Here is a 23,936-nt window from a genome sequence, read left to right as displayed (position 1 = left end):
GCAGGCTGCGATCTTTTGATCTTGAAAAACGCCCGGCATAAGCCGGGCGTTTTTTATGCTGTGGCGATCACTCGTGATACTGCGCCGACAGCTCATGCACCGCGCGCAGGAACGCACCGGCATGCTCCGGATCAACCTCTGGGGTGATGCCATGGCCGAGGTTGAACACGTGGCCGGTGCCCTTGCCGTAGCTGGCCAGAATGCGCCCCACTTCAGTGCGGATCGCTTCCGGTTTGGCGTAGAGCACCGTCGGGTCCATGTTGCCTTGCAGCGCGACCTTGTCGCCAACACGGGCGCGGGCGTTGCCGATGTCGCAGGTCCAGTCCAAGCCCAGGGCGTCGGCGCCAGCCTCGGCGATGCTTTCCAGCCACAGGCCGCCATTTTTGGTGAAGAGGATCACCGGCACTTTGCGACCGTCGTGTTCGCGGATCAGGCCGCTGACGATTTTCTTCATGTAGGCCAGCGAGAACTCTTGATACGCCGCCGCCGACAGGTTGCCGCCCCAGGTATCGAAGATCTGCACCGCTTGCGCGCCGGCCATGATCTGGCCGTTGAGATAAGAGGTCACCGACTGCGCCAGTTTATCCAGCAGCAGGTGCATGGCTTGCGGGTTGTCGTAGAGCATGGCTTTGGTCTTGCGGAAGTCTTTCGACGAGCCGCCTTCAACCATGTAGGTCGCCAGGGTCCACGGGCTGCCGGAGAAACCGATCAGCGGCACTCGACCGTTCAGTTCGCGACGGATGGTGCTGACCGCGTCCATCACATAGCCGAGGTCTTTGTGTGGATCAGGGATCGGCAGGGCCTCGATATCGGCCAGGGTGCTGACGACTTTCTTGAAGCGCGGACCTTCACCGGTCTCGAAGTACAGGCCTTGGCCCATGGCATCGGGGATGGTGAGGATGTCGGAAAACAGGATCGCCGCGTCCAGTTGTGGATAGCGGTCGAGCGGTTGCATCGTGACTTCGCAGGCGAATTCCGGATTCATGCACAGGCTCATGAAATCACCGGCGTGGGCACGGCTGGCGCGGTATTCCGGCAGGTAGCGGCCGGCCTGGCGCATCATCCACACCGGGGTGACGTCAACGGGTTGCTTGAGCAGGGCGCGGAGGAAACGGTCGTTCTTCAGGGCAGTCATGTCGGCATCCGGAAAAAAAGTGCGGGCATTTTCTCAGAGCGCGACGCAAAAGGCACGGATACAGGTCAGCCTTTTGTCTATCGGGTCAATTTATTGCGTTGGAAATGCTCTATTGGCAACACTGAAAAACAACTGTGGGAGCGAGCCTGCTCGCGAAGAGGCCGGTACATCCAACATTGAAGTTGGTTGACAGACCGCTTTCGCGAGCAGGCTCGCTCCCACAGGGTTATTGCATTTGGCTCAGGGCCGGGGTTAGACGCCCAGGTAATCCAGAATCCCTTCGGCGGCATTGCGGCCTTCGAAGATCGCCGTCACCACCAGGTCGGAACCGCGCACCATGTCGCCACCGGCAAAGATTTTCGGATTGCTGGTCTGGTGCTTGTACTGACCTTGCTCAGGCGCAACGACGCGGCCCTGGCTGTCGGTCTGGATTTCGAACTGTTCGAACCACGGCGCCGGGCTCGGGCGGAAACCGAAGGCGATGACCACGGCGTCAGCCGGGATGATCTCTTCGGAACCCGGGATCGGCTCGGGGCTGCGACGGCCACGGGCGTCCGGTTCGCCGAGACGGGTCTCGACCACCTTCACGCCTTCGACCTTGTCCTCACCGACGATAGCGATCGGCTGGCGGTTGTAGAGGAATTTCACGCCTTCTTCCTTGGCGTTCTTCACCTCTTTGCGCGAGCCGGGCATGTTCGCTTCGTCACGACGATAAGCGCAGGTCACCGACTTGGCGCCTTGGCGGATCGACGTGCGGTTGCAGTCCATCGCCGTGTCGCCGCCGCCGAGAACCACGACCTTCTTGCCTTTCATGTCGACGAAATCTTCCGGCGACTTTTCAAAGCCCAGGTTGCGGTTGACGTTGGCGATCAGGAAGTCGAGGGCATCATAAACGCCCGGCAGATCCTCACCGGCAAAACCGCCCTTCATGTAGGTGTAAGTGCCCATGCCCATGAACACGGCATCGTATTCGGCGAGCAGTTGCTCCATGGTCACGTCTTTGCCGACTTCGGTGTTGAGGCGGAACTCGATGCCCATGCCGGTGAAAACTTCGCGACGATTGCTCAGCACGGTCTTCTCAAGCTTGAACTCGGGGATGCCGAAGGTCAGCAGACCACCGATTTCCGGGTTCTTGTCGAACACCACCGGAGTTACGCCGCCACGTACCAGCACGTCGGCACAACCCAGGCCCGCCGGGCCTGCGCCGATGATCGCGACACGCTTGCCAGTCGGTTTGACCTTGGACATGTCCGGGCGCCAGCCCATGGCGAACGCGGTGTCGGTGATGTATTTCTCGACCGAACCGATGGTCACCGCGCCGAAGCCGTCGTTAAGGGTGCACGCCCCCTCGCACAGACGGTCCTGCGGGCACACCCGGCCGCAGACTTCCGGCAAGGTGTTGGTCTGGTGCGACAGCTCGGCGGCCTGAAGGATGTTGCCTTCGGCGACCAATTTGAGCCAATTGGGAATGAAGTTGTGCACCGGGCACTTCCATTCGCAATACGGGTTGCCGCAACCCAGGCAGCGGTGGGCCTGATCGGCCGACTGCTGGGGTTTGAACGGTTCGTAGATTTCGACGAACTCTTTCTTGCGTTGACGCAACAGTTTCTTCTTCGGATCTTTGCGCCCGACATCGATGAACTGGAAGTCGTTATTCAGACGTTCAGCCATTGTTAAAACCTCATCAAACTCTTCAGGCGCATATCACTGCGGGTTGGCACGAGTGCTGGAAAGCAACGATTTCAGGTTGGCAGCCTTAGGCTTGACCAGCCAGAAACGGCGCAGGTAGTCATCGAGGTTTTCGGCGAGTTCACGACCCCACTCGCTGTCGGTTTCCGCGACGTACTCGTTCAGCACGTTTTGCAGGTGGCTGCGATAGGCTTCCATCGCCTCGCCGCTGATCCGCTGGATTTCCACCAGTTCGTGGTTGACCCGGTCAACGAAGGTGTTGTCCTGGTCGAGCACGTAGGCGAAACCACCGGTCATGCCAGAGCCGAAGTTGTAACCGGTCTTGCCCAATACGCAGACGAAACCACCGGTCATGTACTCGCAGCAGTGATCGCCAGTGCCTTCCACAACCGTGTGGGCACCGGAGTTACGCACGGCGAAACGCTCGCCTGCGGTGCCGGCGGCGAACAGCTTGCCGCCCGTGGCGCCATACAGACAGGTGTTGCCGATGATGGCGCTTTCCTGAGTTTTGTAAACGCTGCCCTTCGGCGGCACGATGGTCAGCTTGCCACCGGTCATGCCTTTGCCGACGTAGTCGTTGGCGTCGCCTTCGAGGTACATGTTCAGACCGCCGGCGTTCCACACGCCGAAGCTCTGCCCGGCAGTGCCTTTGAAGCGGAAGGTGATCGGCGCTTTCGCCATGCCCTGGTTGCCGTGCTTGCGGGCGATTTCGCCGGAGATCCGCGCACCGATCGAACGGTCGCAGTTGCAGATGTCCAGGTCGAACTCGGCGCCGCTGAGGTCGTTGATTGCCGACGAGGCCATCTCGACCATCTTCTCGGCCAGCAGGCCTTTGTCGAACGGCGGGTTGCGCTCAACGCCGCAGAACTGAGGCTTGTCCGCCGGGATGTGATCGCTGCCCAGCAGCGGGGTCAGGTCCAGGTGATGTTGCTTGGCGGTCTGGCCTTCGAGGATTTCCAGCAAATCGGTGCGACCGATCAGCTCTTCGAGGGAGCGCACGCCGAGCTTGGCCAGCCACTCACGGGTTTCTTCGGCGACGTAGGTGAAGAAGTTCACCACCATGTCGACGGTACCGATGTAGTGATCCTTGCGCAGCTTCTCGTTCTGCGTCGCAACGCCGGTGGCGCAGTTGTTCAGGTGGCAGATGCGCAGGTATTTGCAGCCCAGCGCGATCATCGGCGCCGTACCGAAGCCGAAGCTTTCGGCGCCGAGGATCGCCGCCTTGATCACGTCGAGGCCGGTTTTCAGGCCGCCGTCGGTCTGCACCCGGACTTTGCCGCGCAGGTCGTTGCCGCGCAGGGTCTGGTGGGTTTCGGCAAGGCCGAGTTCCCACGGTGCGCCCGCGTATTTGATCGAGGTCAGCGGCGAAGCACCGGTACCACCGTCGTAACCGGAGATGGTGATCAAGTCCGCGTAGGCCTTGGCCACACCGGCGGCGATAGTGCCGACGCCTGCTTCAGCAACGAGTTTCACCGAGACCAGCGCCTTCGGGTTGACCTGCTTCAGGTCGAAAATCAGCTGCGACAAGTCTTCGATTGAATAGATGTCGTGGTGCGGCGGTGGCGAAATCAGCGTTACGCCCGGCACTGCATAACGCAGCTTGGCGATCAAACCGTTCACTTTACCGCCCGGCAGTTGCCCGCCCTCGCCCGGCTTGGCGCCTTGCGCGACCTTGATCTGCAGCACTTCGGCATTGACCAGGTATTCCGGAGTAACGCCGAAGCGGCCAGTCGCAACTTGCTTGATTTTCGAGCTCTTGATCGTGCCGTAGCGCGCCGGGTCTTCACCGCCTTCGCCGGAGTTGGAACGCGCACCGAGGCGGTTCATGGCTTCGGCCAGGGCTTCGTGGGCTTCTGGCGACAAGGCGCCCAGCGAGATACCGGCGGAGTCGAAGCGCTTGAGTACCGATTCCAACGGCTCGATTTCACTGATGTCCAGCGGTGTGTCGAGGGTCTTGACCTTGAACAGGTCGCGGATCATCGACACTGGACGGTTGTCCACCAGCGAGGTGTATTCCTTGAACTTGGCGTAGTCGCCCTGCTGCACAGCAGCTTGCAGAGTGTTGACCACGTCCGGGTTGTAGGCGTGATATTCGCCACCGTGGACGAACTTCAGCAGGCCGCCCTGCTGGATCGGCTTGCGCGGACTCCAGGCTTCGGTGGCGAGTGCTTTCTGTTCCGCTTCGATGTCGACGAAACGCGCACCCTTGATGCGGCTCGGCACGCCACGGAAGCTCAGGTCGCAGACTTCCTCGGACAGGCCGATTGCTTCGAACAACTGCGCACCACGGTACGAGGCGATGGTCGAGATGCCCATCTTCGACAGGATCTTCAGCAGACCTTTGGTGATGCCCTTGCGGTAGTTCTTGAACACCTCGTAGAGGTCGCCCAGTACTTCACCGGTACGGATCAGGTCGCCCAGCACTTCGTAGGCCAGGAACGGATACACCGCCGAGGCGCCGAAACCGATCAGCACCGCGAAGTGATGCGGGTCACGGGCGGTCGCGGTTTCAACGAGGATGTTGGAATCGCAACGCAGGCCTTTTTCGGTCAGGCGGTGGTGCACCGCACCGGTTGCCAGCGAGGCGTGAATCGGCAGCTTGCCCGGAGCGATATGGCGGTCGCTCAGGACGATCTGGGTACGACCGGCGCGCACGGCTTCTTCAGCCTGATCGGCAACGTTGCGGATCGCCGCTTCCAGGCCGACGCTTTCGTCGTAGTTGAGGTCGATGATCTGCCGCTCGAAACCCGGGCGGTCGAGGTTCATCAGCGAGCGCCACTTGGCCGGGGAAATGACCGGCGAGCTGAGGATCACGCGCGAAGCGTGTTCCGGCGATTCCTGGAAAATGTTGCGCTCGGCACCGAGGCAGATTTCCAGCGACATCACGATCGCTTCACGCAGCGGGTCAATCGGCGGGTTGGTGACCTGCGCGAACTGCTGACGGAAATAGTCGTACGGCGTGCGCACACGCTGCGACAGCACGGCCATCGGCGTGTCGTCGCCCATCGAGCCAACGGCTTCGTAGCCTTGCTCGCCAAGCGGACGCAGCACCTGATCGCGTTCTTCGAACGTGACCTGATACATCTTCATGTATTGCTTGAGCTGATCGACGTCGTAGAACGCCGAACCGTGGTCGTTGTCTTCCATGGTCGCCTGGATGCGCAGGGCATTCTTGCGCAGCCATTGCTTGTACGGATGACGGGATTTCAGACGGTTGTCGATCGCATCGGTGTCGAGGATCTGCCCGGTTTCGGTGTCCACGGCGAAGATCTGGCCCGGGCCGACTCGGCCTTTGGCAATCACGTCTTCAGGTTTGTAGTCCCACACGCCGATTTCCGAGGCGAGGGTGATGAAACCGTTGGTGGTGGTGACCCAGCGTGCCGGGCGCAGACCGTTACGGTCGAGCAGGCACACCGCGTAGCGACCGTCGGTCATGACCACGCCGGCCGGGCCGTCCCACGGCTCCATGTGCATCGAGTTGTACTCGTAGAACGCACGCAGATCCGGGTCCATGGTTTCGACGTTCTGCCACGCTGGCGGAATGATCATCCGCACGCCACGGAACAGGTCGATGCCGCCGGTGACCATCAGTTCGAGCATGTTGTCCATGCTCGAGGAGTCGGAGCCGACACGGTTGACCAGCGGGCCGAGTTCTTCCAGATCCATCAGATCGTTGGTGAACTTGGTCCGACGGGCCTGGGCCCAGTTGCGGTTACCGGTGATGGTGTTGATCTCGCCGTTGTGGGCGAGGAAGCGGAATGGCTGAGCCAGCGGCCATTTCGGCAAGGTGTTGGTGGAGAAGCGCTGGTGGAACACGCAGATCGCGGTTTGCAGGCGCTCGTCGCTCAAGTCTGGATAAAACGCGGCCAGGTCGGCCGGCATCATCAGGCCTTTATAGATGATGGTCTTGTGCGAAAAGCTGCAGATGTAATGATCGGAGTCGACGGCATTGGCCACCGACGAACGACGACGTGCACTGAACAGCTTCACGGCCATGTCCTGATCGCTCAGGCCTTCGCCGCCGATGTAGACCTGCTCGATTTGCGGCAGGCGCTCAAGGGCCAGGCGGCCGAGGACGCTGGTGTCGATTGGCACTTTACGCCAGCCGATCAGTTGCAGGCCTTCAGCGAGGATCTCGCGGTTCATGTTCTCGCGAGCGGCTTCGGCCTTGGCCGGGTCCTGGTTGAAGAAGACCATGCCCACCGCATATTGCTTGGGCAGCTCGACGCTGAAGGTTTCCTGGGCAATGGCGCGCAGGAACGCATCAGGCTTTTGAATCAGCAGACCGCAACCGTCACCGGTCTTGCCGTCGGCATTAATCCCACCGCGGTGGGTCATGCAGGTCAGGGCCTCAATGGCCGTTTGCAAAAGGGTATGACTGGGCTCGCCCTGCATATGGGCTATCAGGCCGAAACCGCAGTTATCCTTGAATTCATCTGGTTGGTACAGACCTGCTTTCATAGACACTTTCTCACCAGGCTGCCTCTTTTCGAGGCAAATTTCTTTTCAATTCAACCACTTGCATCCCGCGTCGAACGTACGCCGACTTAGCAGGGGCAAAAGGGTGGTCATTGTACACAGCGACACAGAGGCTCACAAATTTGACGACGAAATGTCGCAAATTCATGTCGCATTTGTGAAAGGTTTAAAGCGATCTGCTGTGCTAGTCAAAACTTTTTTAATTTTGACCGCAACGACTCAAAGACTACTGTGACGCAGACACCACAAGGCACGCGGCCCGTAAGGGCGGCGCGCACTCGTAGAAATTTTGAGGTGCTTGGAGAGGCGGCCTGGGTAAGGCCGCCGAATCTTCAGCGAGTTGTTGCCAGTTCCTGTTGGACGCTGGCGACAGTGCGAGGCCAAGGTTTACCAGCCTGAACCTTCGCTGGCAAGGCCTTGATGGCAGAAACGGCTGCATCACGATTGGCGAAGTTGCCGTAGGTGATCACGTAAAGCGGTTTGCCGTTGAGGACTTTCTTGAAATAACGGTACTCGCCGCCCTGCTCCTTGACGAAGTTTTGCGCGGTCGCTTCGGAGCTGGTGCCGAGGATCTGCACCACGTAGTTGCTGGTCGGCTGACCGGCGTACCAGCTGCCACCGGCGGCTTTGGCAACGGTCACCGGCTTCTCGGCCGGTTTGGCAGCGGCGACTGGCTTGGCTGGCGCTGGAGCCGGCTTGGCGACTGGCGCGGCTGGAGCAGGCTTGGCGGTGGCAATTTGCGTCGGCGCCGGGGTTGGCTTGGCGGCTGGCAACGGAACCGGCGTCGGCGCAGGACCGGCCGGAACGCCCGCAGGCGGTGCGGAGGTGGTTACGGTCGGCGGCGTAGCGCTGGAACCTTCGAGTGGCACGCCGTCGTCACCTTCGGTAATGCCACCCGCAGCTTCGGCCAGTGGACCGCGCATGACCGGTTGCGAGTTGCCGACCAGCGGCAACGGCATCGGCTGGGTATTACCGGCGAATTCGACGTTCGGCGCGCCGCCATTGGCTGCGCCCTGGCCCAATGGCAACTGTGCCTGCTCATTGGCCGGTGCACCGGTGGTCGGCGCCTTGTTGCGACCCGGCATCAGCCAGGCGGCAGCGACCGCGACCACAACGACGGCGGAAATGGCCAATACGTGTTTCTTCGGCATGTTGAACCCCATACTTGGACGCTTGACCGCAGAGCGGCTGGCAATCATGACTTCGATCAGAGCATCGCGAGCGACCTGGTTGATGTTGCCCGGCCAACCCTCGGCGCTTTCGTGAATATCAGAGATCTGATCTGCGGTGAAAAGTTCGACACCCCGGCCGGCACCTTCGAGCCGTTGGTCGAGATACTCGCGGGTCTCTTCTTCGGTATACGGCTGCAGTTCGATGACGTGGAAACGCTCTTCCTCGAGGTGCAAAGCCTCCAGTTGAGCGATCAGCGACGACTCACCGAACAGGAACACATGCGGGCGACCTTCCGGTGCGCCGGCGCCCAGCGCCATCAATGCTTCGAGGGCGGACTCGTCGAGTTGCTCGGCGTCGTCCACCAGCAGATAGACTTCCTGGCCGGTCAGTGCGAGTTGCACCACTTGATCCAGGATCGCGCCAACTTCGGCCTGGGCGACGTTCAGCGCCTGCGCCACTTGGCGTAGCACGCCAGCGGCATCACCGGCGCCACGGGCGGAAACCACCACGCTCTGCACCGACTGCTTGTTGGTGCTGGCGACCAGCGCCTGGCGCAGCAGCGTCTTGCCGCTGCCTTGCGGGCCAGTGACCACCAGCAGCAACTGGCTGTAACGCGCCAGATGATGCAATTGACCCAGCACCGGTTTGCGCTGGGCCGGGAAGAACTTGAAGCCCGGTACGCGTGGCGCGAACGGATCGTGACTTAACTGGAAATGGCCGAGGAACGCCTCGTCGGCATGCAAACTAGTCATCGGAATCTTATTAACCTTTAAGCTGAGCCAGGGCGCGGTAATCCGCTCCCAGCGTGGCCTGTAGAACCTCTTTCGGATAATCGTCGGTCACTACCGCTTCGCCCATCCGGCGCAGCAGCACCAGGCGCAGACGACCGTCGATCACTTTTTTGTCGATTGCCATGTGTTGAAGAAAATCGGCCTCGGTCATTTCAGTCGGTGGCACCACCGGCAGACCGGCGCGCTGGAACAGACGAATGCCACGATCACGTTCCGCGTCACTGATCCAGCCCAGACGGGCAGACATGTCCAGCGCCATCACGGTGCCAGCTGCGACCGCTTCCCCATGCAACCAGACACCATAGCCCATGTGGGTCTCGATGGCGTGGCCAAAGGTGTGGCCGAGGTTGAGTGTCGCGCGTACGCCGGTTTCCTTCTCATCGGCGCCGACCACCGCAGCCTTGGCTGCGCAAGAACGCTCAATGGCATAGGTCAGGGCCTTCTGGTCCAGTGAACGCAGGGCATCGACGTTGTCCTCGAGCCAGGTCAGGAACGGTTCGTCGCAGATCAGGCCGTACTTGATAACTTCGGCCAGACCGGCGGACAGTTCGCGCTCTGGCAGGGTTTTCAGGGACGCCGTATCGATCAGCACCACGTTCGGCTGATAAAACGCGCCGACCATGTTCTTGCCCAGCGGATGGTTGATACCGGTCTTGCCACCCACCGACGAATCGACCTGGGACAGCAGGGTGGTAGGAATCTGGATGAAGTCGACGCCGCGCTGGTAACAGGCTGCGGCGAAACCGGCCATGTCGCCGATCACACCGCCGCCCAAGGCGATCACGGTAGTGCGGCGGTCATGACGGGCGGTCAGCAGACCGTCGAAGATCAGTTGCAGGGTTTCCCAGTTCTTGAAGGCCTCGCCGTCCGGCAACACCACCGAGATCACCGAGAACTGCGCGAGGCTGCGGGTCAGACGCTCGAGATAGAGCGGCGCAACGGTCTCGTTGGAGATGATTGCCACCTGCCGCCCATGAATGTGCGGCGCCAGCAACTCAGGCTGATCCAACAAACCTTCGCCAATATGAATCGGGTAGCTGCGCTCGCCTAGATCGACCTTGAGTGTCTGCATGTGTCCCCACAGTGAAGATGGAAGCAGGCGTCCTGCCCTGAATTATTGGTTCTGCGGCCTGTAGCGGGTATGACGCCGCTCGCACGCCATCCGCCACAACCTCGGCGGGCTGTGACAGGACGCCGAGGATAGCGCATTTCGAACGATGCTTTAACGGGGTGGAAGCTGCGCCAGACGATCGAGAATGTCGAGCACCACCATGCGGGGTGGCCGTTCGTCGGTTTCCACCACCAGATCGGCGATTTCCCGATACAGCGGATCGCGGATCGCGAGCAGGTCGCGCAGGGTTTTTTCCGGATTGGCAGTACGCAGCAACGGCCGATTGCGGTCGCGAGACGTACGTCCGACCTGCTGCTCGACGGAGGCATGCAGATACACCACGCGCCCGCCCTCAAACAGGGCCTTGCGATTGGCATCGCGCATGACGGCGCCACCGCCGGTCGCCAACACCACGCCATCGAACGCGCACAGCTCGGCGATCATCGCCTGCTCACGGTCACGAAAGCCGGGTTCGCCTTCCTTGTCGAAGATCCACGGGATATTGGCGCCCGTGCGCAGTTCAATTTCCTTGTCGGAATCTTTGAACGGCAGGCGCAGCTCTTTGGCCAGCAACCGGCCGATGGTGCTTTTGCCAGCACCCATCGGTCCTACAAGAATCAAATTTCGCACAGAATCAACGACTCACAGCAATCGCCTGGTTATTCATGATACGCGGAGTGAGAAATACCAGCAGCTCGGATTTTTTCTCCGAAACCACATCACGCCGGAAAAGGCGGCCAAGATACGGCACATCGCCAAGAAATGGCACCTTATCTACGACCTTGCTTTGAGTATTTGAGAAAACGCCCCCAATCACGATGGTTTCGCCGTCGTTGACCAGCACCTTGGCGTTGACCTCGTTTTTCTTGATCGGCGGCACATCCTGCACTTTGTTCAGGTAATCCGGTTCGTCCTTGGTGACCTTGACCTCCATGATGATGCGGTTGTCCGGGGTGATCTGCGGGGTGACTTCCAGCGACAGCGAGGCCTCCTTGAACGACACCGACGTCGCGCCGCTGGAGCTGGCTTCCTGGTACGGAATCTCGGTGCCCTTGAGAATCTTCGCAGTTTCCTTGTCGGAGGTGACCACCTTCGGCTGCGAGACGATTTCGCCGTTGCCGGTCTTCTCCATCGCGGTCAGCTCGAGATCCAGCAAGACGTTGTCAGTGATGAAGGCGATACCGATCCCCGAAGTGTTGCCCACGGTACCCATGTCGACGAACGGCGAGTTGGTGCTGGTGCTGCCCGGTGTACCAATGGTGGTCGATGAGCCATTGCTGACGCCCGAAGTGTTCCAGTTGCCCTTGTTCTGGATCGACCCGCCCCAGCGTACGCCCAGGCTTTTGTCGTAATCGACGTTGGCCTCGACAATCCGCGCCTCGATCATCACCTGACGCACGGGAATATCCAGCTGCGCCACGATCCGCCGCAGCTCGTCGAGGCGATCCTGGGTCTGGTAGGCAATGATGTTGTTGGTTCGCTCATCGACCGTGATCGAGCCACGTTCGTCGATTTTCGCCTCGGCGCTGGTCACCGACTGAAAGAGCTTGGCGATGTCCGCCGCCTTGGCGTAATTCACTTGCAACAGCTCGCGGCGCAACGGCGCCAGTTCGGCGATCTGTTTCTGCGACTCCAGTTCCTGCCGCTCGCGGGCGGCAATTTCATCGGCCGGCGCAACCAGCAGTACATTGCCGATCTTGCGTTTATCCAGCCCCTTGGTTTTCAAAACCAGATCCAGCGCCTGATCCCACGGCACGTTCTGCAGGCGCAAGGTGATGCCACCCTGCACGGTATCGCTGGCGACCAGGTTGAGGTTGGTGAAGTCGGCGATCAGTTGCAGCACCGAGCGCACGTCGATGTCCTGGAAGTTCAGCGAGAGCTTTTCGCCGACGTAAGCCTGACGATCAGCGTTACGTTTTTGCAGGTCATCGACGGTCATCGGACGGATGCTGATGGTCAGTTTGTTGTCGGTCTGGAAGGTGGAGTACTCATAGGTGCCGCTGGGCTCGACGGTAATAACCGTGCGATCAGCGGTCACTGCGGCATTGACGAACTGCACCGGGGTGGCGAAATCCTTGACGTCGAGGCGCACCCGCAGCTTGTCCGGCAACTGGGTGCGGGCGAAGTTGAGGATGATCTTGCCGTCATGCTCCTGAATATCCGGGGCGATAGTCGGATCGGACAGATCGATGACGACATTGCCTTCCCCCGCCGTACCGCGCTGGAAGTCCACACCGCGAATCGCGCGGTTTTTCGGTACAAACGCCTTGGCGGGCGCAGCGACGCTAGCGGCAGCACGGGGTGCCACGGCGGCAGGACGCGGCGCGGGTGCCGGTGCGCCTTGACCGACCACTACGAAAAGGTTGTTACCCTCGACCCGCGTGCTGTAAGGCGCCAGTTGCGTGAGGCTGACGATCAGCCGCGTCCGATCCTTGGCTTCGACCACGGTGGCCGTACGCGCATTACCGCTACCCAGATCAAGTTGCTTGCTGGCCAATTGACTGGCGACACCGGGCAGATCCAGCGCAATCCGCGCCGGTGATTCAGTGGTGTAACCCTTGGGTTGCGGCGGCGGGCCGTCGAACGACAACTTCAGCTCGACGCGATCACCCGGCAACGCCGCCACGTCCAGCGTCTTCAGATTGGCCGCGAGTACCATCGGCGACATCAGCGCTATCCATAGCGAAAAACCGAGGGTGGAGAAAATCCTGTTCATTGTTCGACTTCCACTATGAGTGCTCTTTCAAAGGAATGGTGCGCGGACGCTCCAGCCAGGCGCCTTCGCCGTCGGGCACGATCTCGACCACATCGACCTGTGTGGCGCTGATGGCGACGATGCGCCCATCGTTGCGCCCCAGATAATCGCCGACCTTCAACCGATGCACGCCGCCAGCCCCGCGCAACAACGCGAAGGAGCCTGATGCATTGGCAATCGTGCCGACCATCTCGAACTGCTCGATGTTGAAACCTTCGAGGTATTGCTTGACCCGGTTGGGGTCGGGTGTGACGTTGCGTGCCCCGTGTTTCTGTCCGGCCAGATCGACCCGCACCTGGCGCGAGAACGGACTGCGCAGATTGGCCGCGCTATAAGTGAATACGGGGTAAGACCGGAATGTCGGGGCGGGTTCAATCTTGCCTGCCGGGCGCAGGCGTACTTCATTCATGTAGGCATCAAGATCGCTGAAGTCATCGCTGCCACCACAACCGTTCAGCGCGAGCAGCGTCATCGACAACGCGATGTAACGAATCGGGGTCATTTCTGCAGCCCCTTGTCGTTATAGCGATAGGTCTTGGCAAGGATGCTCATGCGCAGCTTCGGCCCGCCCTCTTTGTTGGCGGGAGCCAGTTCGAAATCATGCAAGGTGACAATGCGCGGCAGCCCGGCCACGCCACTGACGAAAGTGGCCAGGTCGTGATAGGCGCCGGTGACGGTGATCTGGATAGGTAGCTCGATGTAAAACTGCTGAGTGACCTCCGGCAGCAGTTTGATCTCTTCGAACTCCAGGCCACTGCCCAGACCGGTGCGGGTGATGTCTTCGAGCAGGCCCGGCACTTCAGTGTCACTGGGCAATTGCCGCAGCAACACGCCGAAGGTATTTTCCATCTCCTTCATTTGCTGGGTGTACAGCTCAAGATTGGCTGACAAGCGCGCCTTGCTCGCGAATTGTTCCTTGAGCGTGGCCTCTTCTTCGCGCTTGGCCTCCAACTGGTTTTCCATATCACTGATGAAAAAGTTATAGCCCAGCGCCAATACCAGCACCATCAACAGCGCCCCGGCGATGGCTTTCACTGCCGCCGGCCACGAGCCGATGTTGCTCGTATCGAGGTCGTTGAAATCGATGTCACGCAGACCTTCCAGCCAGTTGGACGGCTTCATTGCTCGTCCTCCAAGGTCTTGGGCTGGGTCTGCCGGACGGTCAGTTCAAAGGTGTTGGCCTGATCCACCTGGCCTGCGGTCGTCGCCTTCACCTCATTGAGGCTCGGTGCGTCGAACCAGTCAGAGGCATCCAGATTGCGCATCAACTCGGAAACCCGGTTATTCGATTCTGCTGCACCGCTGATCGACAGGGTTTTGCCGACCATTTTCACGTCGGTGAAATACACGCCGTCCGGCAATGTACGCGCCAACTGATCGAAGATTCGCCCGCTGATCTGCCGGTTGCCTTGCAAGTCCTGAATGATGCGCATGCGTTCGACCAGTTGCTGACGGCGTGCCTTCAGTTCGCTGATCTGCTTGATGCGTTCGTCGACCACGGCGATCTGCTTGCCGATGTAGTCGTTGCGCGCCACTTGCCGCTCAATGGCCGCGCTGATGATCTGATTGGCAATCAGCACCGCACCGACCGAGCCGACCACCACGCCGATCAAGGCCAGCAGAAAGCGTTTGCGCCGTTCTTCGCGACGCTCTTCGCGCCAGGGCAGGAGGTTGATCCGCGCCATCAGTCGAAACTCCTCAGCGCGAGCCCGCAGGCGATCATCAGCGCTGGCGCATCGCTTGCCAGCGCGCCGGCGTTGACCTTGCTGCTCAAGGCCATATTGGCAAACGGGTTGGCCACTTGTGTCGGCGTGCTCAGGCGCTGCTCGATCAGCCGATCCAGCCCAGGCACTGACGCCGTGCCGCCGGCCAGCAGAATGTGATCGACCGCGTTGTATTGCCCGGAGGCGAAGAAGAATTGCAGCGAGCGTGACACCTGCTGTACCAGCGCCTCACGAAACGGCTGCAGGACTTCGCTGATGTAATCATCGGGCAGGCCACCCTGTTTTTTCGCCAGCCCCGCCTGTTCGAGGGTCAGGCCATAACGCCGCTGGATTTCCTCGGTCAGTTGCCGGCCGCCGAACAATTGCTCGCGGGTGTAGATGATCTTGCCGTTGTGCAGGACGCTGAGGGTGGTCATGGTCGCACCGATGTCGACCACCGCGACGGTCAGGCGCTCCTGCGAGGCGGCCAGTTGCGTCGCGAGCAAGCCGAACGAGCGCTCCAGCGCATAGGCCTCGACATCGACCACGCGCGCGGTCAGCCCGGCCAGAGCCAGTGCTGCTTCGCGGACTTCGACGTTTTCCTTGCGACAGGCGGCCAGCAGCACGTTGACCCGCTCGGGGTTGCGTGGCGATGCACCCTGGACTTCGAAATCGATGGCGACTTCGTCCAGCGGATAGGGAATGTACTGGTCGGCTTCGATTTTCAGCTGGTTTTCCAGCTCGTCGTCGGAAAGACCGGCGTCCATCTCGATGACTTTGGTGATCACGGCGGAACCGGCCACCGCAACCGCCACGCTCTTGAGCCCGGTACGGGCCTTGACCAGCACACGGCTCAGCGCCTGACCGACGCCTTCCAGTTCGGCGATGTTCTTTTCGACCACGGCGTTGACGGGCAATGGCTCTACCGCGTACGCCTCGACCCGGTAGCGATCACCCTGACGGCTCAGTTCCAGCAGCTTCACTGACGTGGAGCTGATGTCGATCCCCAGTAACGTATTGGTTTTTTTATTGAAGAGTCCCAGCACTACCAATTCCCTATGACTTTCCGTGAGTTACGGACTCTGTAATACGCATTGCGTTCCTTCACCCCGTCTTGACAGAAGCGCCAATGACGCCCCCAGCAGAAAAGTGCTTATAATGCCCAGCGTTTTTTTCCGCTTTTTACTGCCCGCGCGGATGGTTCTGTGTGTAGCCGGAACCCCGTCGCCAAATTCATTCTTTGCACTGGATGTCCAAACGCCTTGATTCGTCTGCTGAAATTTTTCGGTTGGTCCATCGTCGCCGTTTTCTGCGGACTGCTTTTAGGTCTCAGCGGCGCGTTTCTTTACCTTAGTCCGGGTTTGCCGTCTGTGGAGGCTCTGCGAAGCATTCAGTTGCAGATTCCGTTGCGGGTCTATTCCAGCGACAACAAGTTGATCGCAGAATTTGGCGAAATGCGCCGGACTCCGATCCGTTTCGCCGACATTCCCCCCAATTTCATTAATGCGTTACTAAGTGCTGAAGACGACAATTTCGCCAACCACTATGGCGTCGATCCGAGCAGCCTGATGCGCGCCGCGACCCAACTGGTCAAAAGCGGGCACATTCAATCCGGCGGCAGCACCATCACCATGCAGGTGGCGAAGAACTTCTTCCTGACCAGCGAACGCAGCTTCTCGCGCAAAACCACCGAAATTCTTCTGGCCCTGCAGATTGAGCGACAGCTGACCAAGGATGAAATCCTTGAGCTGTACGTGAACAAGATCTATCTGGGCAACCGTGCCTATGGCATCGAAGCGGCCGCGCAGGTGTATTACGGCAAGTCGATCCGTGACGTCAGCCTGGCGCAGATGGCGATGATCGCCGGTCTGCCGAAAGCGCCGTCGCGCTTCAATCCGCTGGCCAACCCGGCGCGCAGCAAAGAACGTCGCGACTGGATCCTCGGGCGCATGTACAAGCTCGGCAAGATCAGCGAGGCGGATTACACCGCCGCGATCAACGAGCCGCTGAACGCCAGCTATCACGTGCCGACTCCGGAAGTGAACGCACCGTACATCGCCGAGATGGCCCGCGCCGAAATGGTCGGCCGCTATGGCAGCGACGCTTACACCGAAGGTTTCCGTGTCACCACCACGGTGCCGAGCAACCTGCAGGAAATGGCTAACACCGCGCTGCACGAAGGCCTGATGACCTACGACCAGCGTCACGGCTACCGTGGCCCCGAGTCGCGCCTGCCGGGCAAGACCCGCGAAGCCTGGGCCAGCGAACTGACCAAACAACGCACCATCAGCAGCCTCGAGCCGGCCATCGTCACCCAGGTCGACAAGAACGGCCTGCAAGTGCTGACCCGCACCGGCGAAGAACACGTCGCCTGGGACACAATGAAATGGGCGCGACCATTCCTCAACACCAACAGCATGGGCGCCAATCCGCGCCAGCCGTCGGATGTGGCGCAGGTCGGTGATCTGGTTCGCGTGCAGCGTCAGAAAGACAATTCGCTGAAATTCAGTCAGATCCCGCAGGCGCAAGGTGCGCTGGTGTCGCTGGATCCGCAGAACGGTGCGATTCGCTCGCTGGTCGGCGGTTTCGCCTTCGAGCAGAGCAATTACAACCGCGCCATGCAGGCCAAGCGTCAGCCGGGTTCGAGCTTCAAGCCGTTCGTCTACAGCGCTGCGCTGGACAGCGGCTACACTGCTGCGACGCTGGTCAACGACGCACCGATCGTGTTCGTTGACGAGTACCTGGACAAGGTCTGGCGTCCGAAGAATGACACCAACACTTTCCTCGGCCCGATCCGCTTGCGTGAGGCGCTGTACAAGTCGCGCAACCTCGTATCGATCCGCTTGCTGCAGGCGATGGGCGTGGGCAAGACCATCGACTACATCACCCGTTTCGGCTTCAACAAGCAGGATCTGCCGCCAAACCTTTCGCTGGCGCTGGGTACCGCGACGCTGACGCCGATGGAGATTGCCACCGGTTGGAGTACGTTCGCCAACGGTGGCTACAAGATCACGCCGTACATCATCGACAAGATCGAAAGCCGCAACGGCGACACGCTGTTCGTCGCCAACCCGCCGACGGTGCCTCAGGGTGGTTCGGCGACGGACGGTATCGCCGCGCCGCACACAGATTCGTTTACGGTGAACGCTACACCGGTTGCCGGTGAAGCACCGGGCAACGCGGCAGTGCCGCAAGCGCCAGCCGTGGCTGAGCGGATCGTCGACGGCCGCACCACGTACATCCTCAACAGCATGTTGCAGGACGTGATCAAGCTCGGCACCGGCCGTCGCGCACTGGCCATGGGCCGCAGCGATATCGCCGGTAAAACCGGTACCACCAACGAATCGAAAGATGCCTGGTTCTCCGGTTACAACGCCGATTACGTGACCACGGTCTGGACTGGCTTCGACCAGCCGGAAAGCCTCGGTCGTCGCGAGTTCGGCGGTACGGTGGCGCTGCCGATCTGGATGAACTACATGTCGGCTGCGCTGAAGGACAAGCCGCCGCACGTCCAGCCTGAGCCGGAGGGTTTGCTGAGCTTGCGCGTGGACCCGGTCAGTGGCCGTGCGGCGACCCCGAGCACGCCGGGCGCGTACTTCGAGCTGTTCAAGTCTGAAGACACGCCACCGTCAGTGAATGAACTGGGCAACGGCACTGCGCCGGGCAGCCCGCTGCCGGCGGATGAGCAGGCGCCGATCGATTTGTTCTGATCCGCGGTATTGAAAAGCCCCGCCTTCGTGAGAAGTGCGGGGCTTTTTTATGGCTGAAGATCAAGAGCCCCTCACCCTAACCCTCTCCCGGAGGGAGAGGGGACTGACCGAGTTGTCTGGCGTCCTACACCGACCTGAGAGAGTTGTGTCGATTATGGATTCAAAACAATGCGTTCAGGTCGGCGCAGCTCTCAAGCATCCCCCGATCGGTCCCCTCTCCCTCTGGGAGAGGGCTAGGGTGAGGGGCTCTTGATCTTCAGGCAATAAAAAGCCCCGACTCTCACGAGCCGGGGCTTTCGGTTGAAGCGCTACAACGACTTAGCCGTTGAACACGTCATCCACGCTTTTCAGCGGGTAGTTCTTCGGATACGGCAGGGTGGCCACACCGGTCTCGATCGCGGCCTTGGCCACGGCGTCGGAGATCAGGGTGATCAGGCGCTTGTCCATTGGCTTCGGAATGATGTACTCACGGCCGAATTCCAGCGGAGCGCCACCGTAGGCATCGCACACGTCCTGTGGAACAGGCAGCTTGGCCAGTTCACGCAGGGCGTTGGCGGCAGCCACTTTCATTTCTTCGTTGATGCGCTTGGCGCGAACGTCCAGGGCACCGCGGAAGATGAACGGGAAGCCCAGTACGTTGTTGACCTGGTTCGGGTAGTCCGAACGGCCGGTGGCCATGATCACGTCGCTACGGGTAGCGTGCGCCAGTTCCGGGGAGATTTCCGGATCCGGGTTCGAGCAGGCGAACACGATCGGGTTGGCCGCCATCGACAGCAGGCCTTCAGCGCTCAGCAGGTTCGGGCCAGACAGACCAACGAACACGTCAGCGCCTGCCAGTGCATCAGCCAGGCTGCGCTTGTCGGTCGCGTGAGCGAATACGGCTTTGTACTGGTTCAGGTCGTCACGGCCGGAGTGGATCACGCCGGTACGGTCAACCATGAAGATGTTTTCGATGCGTGCGCCCATGCTCACCAGCAGTTTCATGCAGGAGATGGCGGCAGCGCCGGCACCCAGGCAGACGATCTTGGCGTCTGGCAGGGTTTTGCCAGCGATTTCCAGGGCGTTGATCATGCCCGCAGCGGTGACGATTGCGGTGCCGTGCTGGTCATCGTGGAATACCGGAATGTCGCACTGCTCGATCAGCGCACGTTCGATCTCAAAGCACTCTGGCGCCTTGATGTCTTCCAGGTTGATGCCACCGAAGGTGATGGAGATGCGTTTTACCGTGTCGATGAAAGCTTGCGGGCTTTCGGAGTCAACTTCGATGTCGAAAACGTCGATGCCGGCGAAGCGCTTGAACAGCACGCCTTTACCTTCCATCACTGGCTTGGAAGCCAATGGGCCAAGGTTGCCCAGACCGAGAATCGCGGTGCCATCGGAAATGACTGCAACCAGGTTGCCCTTGCCGGTGTATTTGTAGGCCAGTTCAGGATCGCGAGCGATCTCACGCACTGGTTCAGCTACGCCGGGGCTGTAGGCCAGCGACAAGTCGCGAGCGGTAGCAGTGGCCTTGGTGAGCTCGACACTCAGCTTCCCTGGACGAGGATTGGCATGATATTCGAGAGCGGCAGTTTTCAGATCAGACATTTTGGCATTCCGCTTTTTACTGTTGGACAGACTGGTCAGCGAGGATACGCGCCTCGCAAAGTCCCCACAAGACTGAGCGGTCACCCCTGTCAAGCGCCCTGCCCTACGACTTTGGGCCAAGAGCCACGGCGTACAAGGGCTTGACTGTTCACAATCGACAGAAAAAATGTCTACAATTTTTTCGTCAGCGCAGCCTTTGCAACATTGATGGATCGGTCAGCGGAAGCAGCCAACGCGACTGACCGGATGGCAATCCGCCGCGCCGCGAGCGATCGACGATCCAGCCGCGAGCCTCGATCTGCTTGCCTTGCAGCGCCTGCAACCGGGTTTTGTCAAATTGTCCGACCAGATTGGGTGCAACGCGCAATACAAGCGCGTCCTGCAACTCGATCCAGATTCCCCCGCGATTGCGCTGAACCTTGCTCACACGCCCACTGACCACGGCGAAGCCCGAGCGCTGGATCTGCTCCGCTTTAAGTACAGGAGACTGCCGCCAGAGGCCCAGCCCGGCCTTTCGCGCACTGTGTTCGGCGGCTTGCTGACAGGCGACCAGATCGACATTCGGCGCAACGGCGACCTGGAAACCGAGGCCATCGGCGAGCATCTGCGCTTCGAGGTTGGCACCGCTGGCGCTGTAAATATGCGCAAGCGTACGCCCGTAATGGTCTTTGGCTTGCTTGCCGGCGCGCAAACCGACACGTCCGCCGCTGGCATCGACCAGCACTTGCAGGCGCTTGCGTGCCGCCACCGCGAAGGGTTCATCGCTGCCGCCCTGCTTGCCCAGCTCAGGCGTGTTGAGGCCGATCATCCGCACGCTGCGGCCGTCGCTCAAACGCAAGGTGTCGCCATCGACCACGCGCTGCACCGTGACGCGGGTCAATCCAGTGGGCGCCGGGCAATAGGCTTGCGCGCCAGACAGCCAAATCGCGGACACAAAAAAGGCGCCCGCAAGGGACGCCTTTTTCAGCAATGAGGAAAAGCCCACCGGGCCCTTCAACCTTACTCTGCAGCAGCAGGTTTCTTGCCGAAAGCACCGAAACGGTCTGCGAACTTCTGAACGCGACCACCGGTGTCCAGAGTCTTCTGCTTACCGGTGTAGAACGGGTGGCATTCGTTGCACACGTCGATTGGCAGAGCTTTGCCGAAAGTCGAACGGGTTTCGAACTTGTTGCCACAGCTGCAGGTAACAGCGATGACTGGGTAATTCGGGTGGATATCAGCTTTCATGGTGTCTTTCCTCAGCTAGCGTGCCGCCATCCAACACTATTGTTGAATACCGCACGTAATTAGGCCGCGGATTCTACCAGACCTTTTCAATCACGCAAGCTGTCACCGAGACCGACCGTCTGCTAGGCTCCCGGCCTTGAACGCACTCCACTGTGGGAGCGAGCTTGCTCGCGAATGCGTTGTGCCAGCCAATGTTTTAGCGCCTGACACGCCGCCTTCGCGAGCAAGCTCGCTCCCACAATTGATCTGCACTCGCCCCTTATTTTGCGTTTTATAGAGATCCCCCCGCGTGCCCGACGCCATTCTGCGCCTCGCCCTGCCTTCGCCCTTGCGCCGCCTGTTCGACTACCGAGCCCCGGCCGGCGTGCTGCGTGAGCAATTGCAGCCGGGCATGCGCCTGCGGGTGCCGTTCGGTCGGCGCGAGATGATCGGGATTCTGGTCGAGGTCACGGACACCAGCGAAGTGCCGGTGGAGAAACTCAAACCGGCGCTGGCCCTGCTCGATGCCACAGCGCCGCTACCCCCGGCACTGTTCAAGTTGTGCCTGTGGACGTCGCAGTATTATCAGCACAGCCTCGGCGACACCTTGAGCTGGGCGCTGCCAGTCCTGCTGCGTCAGGGTGAGCTGGCCGAGGCTCGTCAAGAGCGCTTCTGGTCGATCACCCCCGGCGCCAGCCTTGATGACCCGCGCATCGCCCGCGCCCCGCGCCAGCGTGAGGCACTGACGACGCTGGCCCAGCATCCCCACGGCGTCGCCCATCAGTTGCTGAGCAAACTGATGCTGAGCAAGGACAGCCTCGATCTGTTGCTGGCGAAAAATCTGGTGCAAGTGGAAATCCGCCGGCATGCCCCAGGAGCGCGCCACGAACACTGGCTCGCGCAGCCGGAATTGCCGCTCAACGCCGAACAGCGCGCCGCCTATGAGGCCATCCGTGCCGGCTTCGACAGTTATCACGCGTTTCTGCTGGCCGGGGTCACCGGCAGCGGCAAGACCGAAGTCTATTTGCAACTGATCCGTGAAACCCTCGAAGCCGGCAAACAGGCGCTGGTGCTGATCCCGGAGATCAACCTCGGCCCGCAGACCCTGGCGCGCTTTGAGCAGCGCTTCAACGCGCGGATCGCCCTGCTGCACTCGGCAGTCAATGACCGCGAGCGCCTCGACGCCTGGCTCGCCGCCCGGGATGGCGAGGCCGACATTATTATCGGCACCCGCTCGGCGCTGTTTACGCCGATGAAGAATCCCGGGCTGATCATCATCGACGAAGAGCACGACGGCTCTTATAAACAGCAGGAAGGTTTGCGCTACCACGCCCGCGATCTGGCCTTGGTCCGCGCGCGCCAGGAAAACATCCCGATCGTGCTCGGCTCCGCGACACCCTCGCTGGAAAGCCTGCACAACGCCTACACCGGTCGTTATGGCCTGCTGCGCCTGAACGAGCGCGCCGGTGGCGCCAAACAACCTCGTTTCCTGCGCCTGGACGTGAAAAGCCGTCCACTGGACAGTGGGATTTCCGGGCCGATGCAACAAGCCATCGGCCAGACCCTCGCCAACGGCCAACAGGTGCTGGTGTTCCTCAACCGTCGCGGCTTTGCGCCAACGCTGCTCTGCCACGATTGCGGCTGGATGTCCGAGTGTTCACGTTGCGATGCGCGAATGACCGTGCACCAGCGTTACGGCGAACTGCGCTGTCACCATTGCGGTTACGTCGAGCGCACCCCGCGCCAGTGCCCGAAGTGCAACAAGGTTGACTTGCGGCCCGTGGGCGCCGGCACCGAGCGCGCCGAAGAACGCCTGGCGATTCTGTTTCCGGACTATCCGGTGCTGCGCGTTGACCGCGACAGCACGTCGCGCAAAGACGCGATGAATCAGCTGTTCGCGACGATTCAGAAGGGCCAGCCGTGCATCCTCGTCGGCACGCAGATGTTGGCCAAGGGGCATCACTTTCCGCGCGTGACGCTGGTGTCGATCCTCGATGCCGATGGCGGTTTGTTCTCGGGCGACTTCCGCGCCAGCGAGCGCATGGCGCAATTGATCGTGCAGGTAGCCGGGCGCGCCGGGCGGGCGGAAGAGCCGGGCAAGGTGATCATCCAGACACACCTCGCCGACCATCCTTTATTGGTGCAACTCACCGAACAGGGGTATTTCGCCTTCGCCGAACAGGCCTTGAGCGAGCGCCGCGCCGCCGGGTTGCCACCGTTTGCGCACCTGGCGTTGTTGCGTGCCGAAGCGCACAAACCCGGACAGGCGGAAGGTTTTCTCGATGAGGCGTGTAGCGAAGCCGAGCGTTTGCTGGCTGAACAGAATCTGAGCGGGATCGAATTGCTCGGGCCGGTGCCGGCGCCGATGGAGCGCCGCGCCGGCCGTTATCGCGCGCAACTATTGTTGCAGGCGACGGCGCGAGCGCCGCTGCACCGATTGCTGGCGAGTTGGTTGCTGGTGCTGGAGCAGATGCCGAGCGGACGCGCGGTGCGTTGGTCGCTGGATGTCGACCCTGTCGATTTATATTGAAGATCAAAAGATCGCAGCCATCGGCAGGTCCTACAGAAAAACGCGGAATCCTGTGTAGGAACTGCCG

Annotated in this window: 16 protein-coding genes; 2 read left to right on the top strand and 14 right to left on the bottom strand. The window is 60.8% G+C overall.

The window, feature by feature from the left end:
• Window positions 1–67 precede the first annotated feature (67 nt).
• The 11 genes from hemE to P3G59_RS02110 all read right to left on the bottom strand — a co-directional run bounded on the left by hemE (window position 68) and on the right by P3G59_RS02110 (window position 15,882).
• Window positions 68–1,135 carry a uroporphyrinogen decarboxylase gene (gene hemE, locus P3G59_RS02160; RefSeq protein WP_277760271.1) on the bottom strand — a complete coding sequence of 356 codons (1,068 nt, stop codon included), beginning with the start codon at window positions 1,133–1,135 and terminating at the stop codon, window positions 68–70.
• Window positions 1,136–1,387: 252 nt separating this feature from the next.
• A complete protein-coding gene (locus P3G59_RS02155) occupies window positions 1,388–2,806 on the bottom strand; it encodes an FAD-dependent oxidoreductase (protein ID WP_007909438.1) in 1,419 nt (472 codons plus the stop codon).
• A 33-nt stretch (window positions 2,807–2,839) separates the two neighbouring features.
• Window positions 2,840–7,285 carry a glutamate synthase large subunit gene (gltB, locus tag P3G59_RS02150; protein ID WP_277760270.1) on the bottom strand — a complete coding sequence of 1,482 codons (4,446 nt, stop codon included), beginning with the start codon at window positions 7,283–7,285 and terminating at the stop codon, window positions 2,840–2,842.
• A 350-nt stretch (window positions 7,286–7,635) separates the two neighbouring features.
• Window positions 7,636–9,228 carry an AAA family ATPase gene (locus P3G59_RS02145; RefSeq protein WP_277760269.1) on the bottom strand — a complete coding sequence of 531 codons (1,593 nt, stop codon included), beginning with the start codon at window positions 9,226–9,228 and terminating at the stop codon, window positions 7,636–7,638.
• Between the two features lie 10 nt (window positions 9,229–9,238).
• Window positions 9,239–10,339: a 3-dehydroquinate synthase gene (gene aroB, locus P3G59_RS02140; protein ID WP_277760268.1), complete on the bottom strand. Its 1,101-nt coding sequence runs from the start codon at window positions 10,337–10,339 to the stop codon at window positions 9,239–9,241.
• 150 nt (window positions 10,340–10,489) lie between these two features.
• Window positions 10,490–11,008, bottom strand: a complete 519-nt coding sequence (gene aroK, locus P3G59_RS02135) for a shikimate kinase AroK (RefSeq protein WP_277760267.1) — start codon at window positions 11,006–11,008, stop codon at window positions 10,490–10,492.
• 4 nt (window positions 11,009–11,012) lie between these two features.
• Window positions 11,013–13,094 (bottom strand): type IV pilus secretin PilQ, encoded by a 2,082-nt coding sequence (gene pilQ / locus P3G59_RS02130; protein ID WP_277760266.1) that lies wholly within the window; start codon window positions 13,092–13,094, stop codon window positions 11,013–11,015.
• A gap of 13 nt (window positions 13,095–13,107) precedes the next feature.
• On the bottom strand, window positions 13,108–13,635 hold the full coding sequence (locus P3G59_RS02125; RefSeq protein ID WP_277760265.1) for a pilus assembly protein PilP: 528 nt from the start codon (window positions 13,633–13,635) through the stop codon (window positions 13,108–13,110).
• Window positions 13,632–14,255 carry a type 4a pilus biogenesis protein PilO gene (pilO, locus tag P3G59_RS02120; RefSeq protein WP_277760264.1) on the bottom strand — a complete coding sequence of 208 codons (624 nt, stop codon included), beginning with the start codon at window positions 14,253–14,255 and terminating at the stop codon, window positions 13,632–13,634. Before pilO ends, P3G59_RS02125 begins: the two co-directional genes overlap by 4 nt.
• On the bottom strand, window positions 14,252–14,818 hold the full coding sequence (locus tag P3G59_RS02115) for a PilN domain-containing protein (RefSeq protein ID WP_277760263.1): 567 nt from the start codon (window positions 14,816–14,818) through the stop codon (window positions 14,252–14,254). The genes pilO and P3G59_RS02115 overlap by 4 nt, the downstream gene beginning before the upstream one ends.
• Window positions 14,818–15,882, bottom strand: coding sequence for a pilus assembly protein PilM (locus P3G59_RS02110; protein WP_277760262.1), 1,065 nt, complete (start codon window positions 15,880–15,882; stop codon window positions 14,818–14,820). Before P3G59_RS02110 ends, P3G59_RS02115 begins: the two co-directional genes overlap by 1 nt.
• Window positions 15,883–16,098: 216 nt before the next feature.
• On the opposite strand from P3G59_RS02110, the gene P3G59_RS02105 reads away from it, so the two are divergent.
• The gene (locus P3G59_RS02105; RefSeq protein ID WP_277760261.1) at window positions 16,099–18,546 is read left to right on the top strand and encodes a penicillin-binding protein 1A; all 2,448 of its coding nucleotides are present in this window, start codon (window positions 16,099–16,101) and stop codon (window positions 18,544–18,546) included.
• A gap of 318 nt (window positions 18,547–18,864) precedes the next feature.
• Here the strand turns inward: P3G59_RS02105 and P3G59_RS02100 are convergent, their stop codons facing one another.
• From P3G59_RS02100 to rpmE, 3 genes are all read right to left on the bottom strand, one after another.
• Complete coding sequence (locus P3G59_RS02100; RefSeq protein WP_038360054.1) at window positions 18,865–20,133, bottom strand: malic enzyme-like NAD(P)-binding protein; 1,269 nt, start codon at window positions 20,131–20,133, stop codon at window positions 18,865–18,867.
• A gap of 184 nt (window positions 20,134–20,317) precedes the next feature.
• Complete coding sequence (locus P3G59_RS02095; RefSeq protein WP_277760260.1) at window positions 20,318–21,118, bottom strand: thermonuclease family protein; 801 nt, start codon at window positions 21,116–21,118, stop codon at window positions 20,318–20,320.
• Between the two features lie 14 nt (window positions 21,119–21,132).
• On the bottom strand, window positions 21,133–21,360 hold the full coding sequence (gene rpmE / locus P3G59_RS02090; protein ID WP_007909403.1) for a 50S ribosomal protein L31: 228 nt from the start codon (window positions 21,358–21,360) through the stop codon (window positions 21,133–21,135).
• 289 nt (window positions 21,361–21,649) lie between these two features.
• Between rpmE and P3G59_RS02085 the strand changes: the two genes are divergently transcribed.
• Window positions 21,650–23,869 (top strand): primosomal protein N', encoded by a 2,220-nt coding sequence (locus tag P3G59_RS02085; protein WP_277760259.1) that lies wholly within the window; start codon window positions 21,650–21,652, stop codon window positions 23,867–23,869.
• Window positions 23,870–23,936 lie beyond the last annotated feature (67 nt).

This window comes from Pseudomonas sp. A34-9 (genome assembly GCF_029543085.1).
Classification (GTDB): domain Bacteria; phylum Pseudomonadota; class Gammaproteobacteria; order Pseudomonadales; family Pseudomonadaceae; genus Aquipseudomonas.
This window is presented reverse-complemented; position numbering and strand designations above follow the sequence as displayed.

Coding starts and splice junctions, on each gene's coding strand:
- gltB (WP_277760270.1), bottom strand. CDS start 7,285: ATGAAAGCAGGTCTGTACCAACCAGATGAATTCAAGGATAACTGCGGT.
- P3G59_RS02155 (WP_007909438.1), bottom strand. CDS start 2,806: ATGGCTGAACGTCTGAATAACGACTTCCAGTTCATCGATGTCGGGCGC.
- hemE (WP_277760271.1), bottom strand. CDS start 1,135: ATGACTGCCCTGAAGAACGACCGTTTCCTCCGCGCCCTGCTCAAGCAA.
- P3G59_RS02145 (WP_277760269.1), bottom strand. CDS start 9,228: ATGACTAGTTTGCATGCCGACGAGGCGTTCCTCGGCCATTTCCAGTTA.
- aroB (WP_277760268.1), bottom strand. CDS start 10,339: ATGCAGACACTCAAGGTCGATCTAGGCGAGCGCAGCTACCCGATTCAT.
- P3G59_RS02115 (WP_277760263.1), bottom strand. CDS start 14,818: ATGGCGCGGATCAACCTCCTGCCCTGGCGCGAAGAGCGTCGCGAAGAA.
- pilQ (WP_277760266.1), bottom strand. CDS start 13,094: ATGAACAGGATTTTCTCCACCCTCGGTTTTTCGCTATGGATAGCGCTG.
- pilO (WP_277760264.1), bottom strand. CDS start 14,255: ATGAAGCCGTCCAACTGGCTGGAAGGTCTGCGTGACATCGATTTCAAC.
- rpmE (WP_007909403.1), bottom strand. CDS start 21,360: ATGAAAGCTGATATCCACCCGAATTACCCAGTCATCGCTGTTACCTGC.
- P3G59_RS02100 (WP_038360054.1), bottom strand. CDS start 20,133: ATGTCTGATCTGAAAACTGCCGCTCTCGAATATCATGCCAATCCTCGT.
- P3G59_RS02125 (WP_277760265.1), bottom strand. CDS start 13,635: ATGACCCCGATTCGTTACATCGCGTTGTCGATGACGCTGCTCGCGCTG.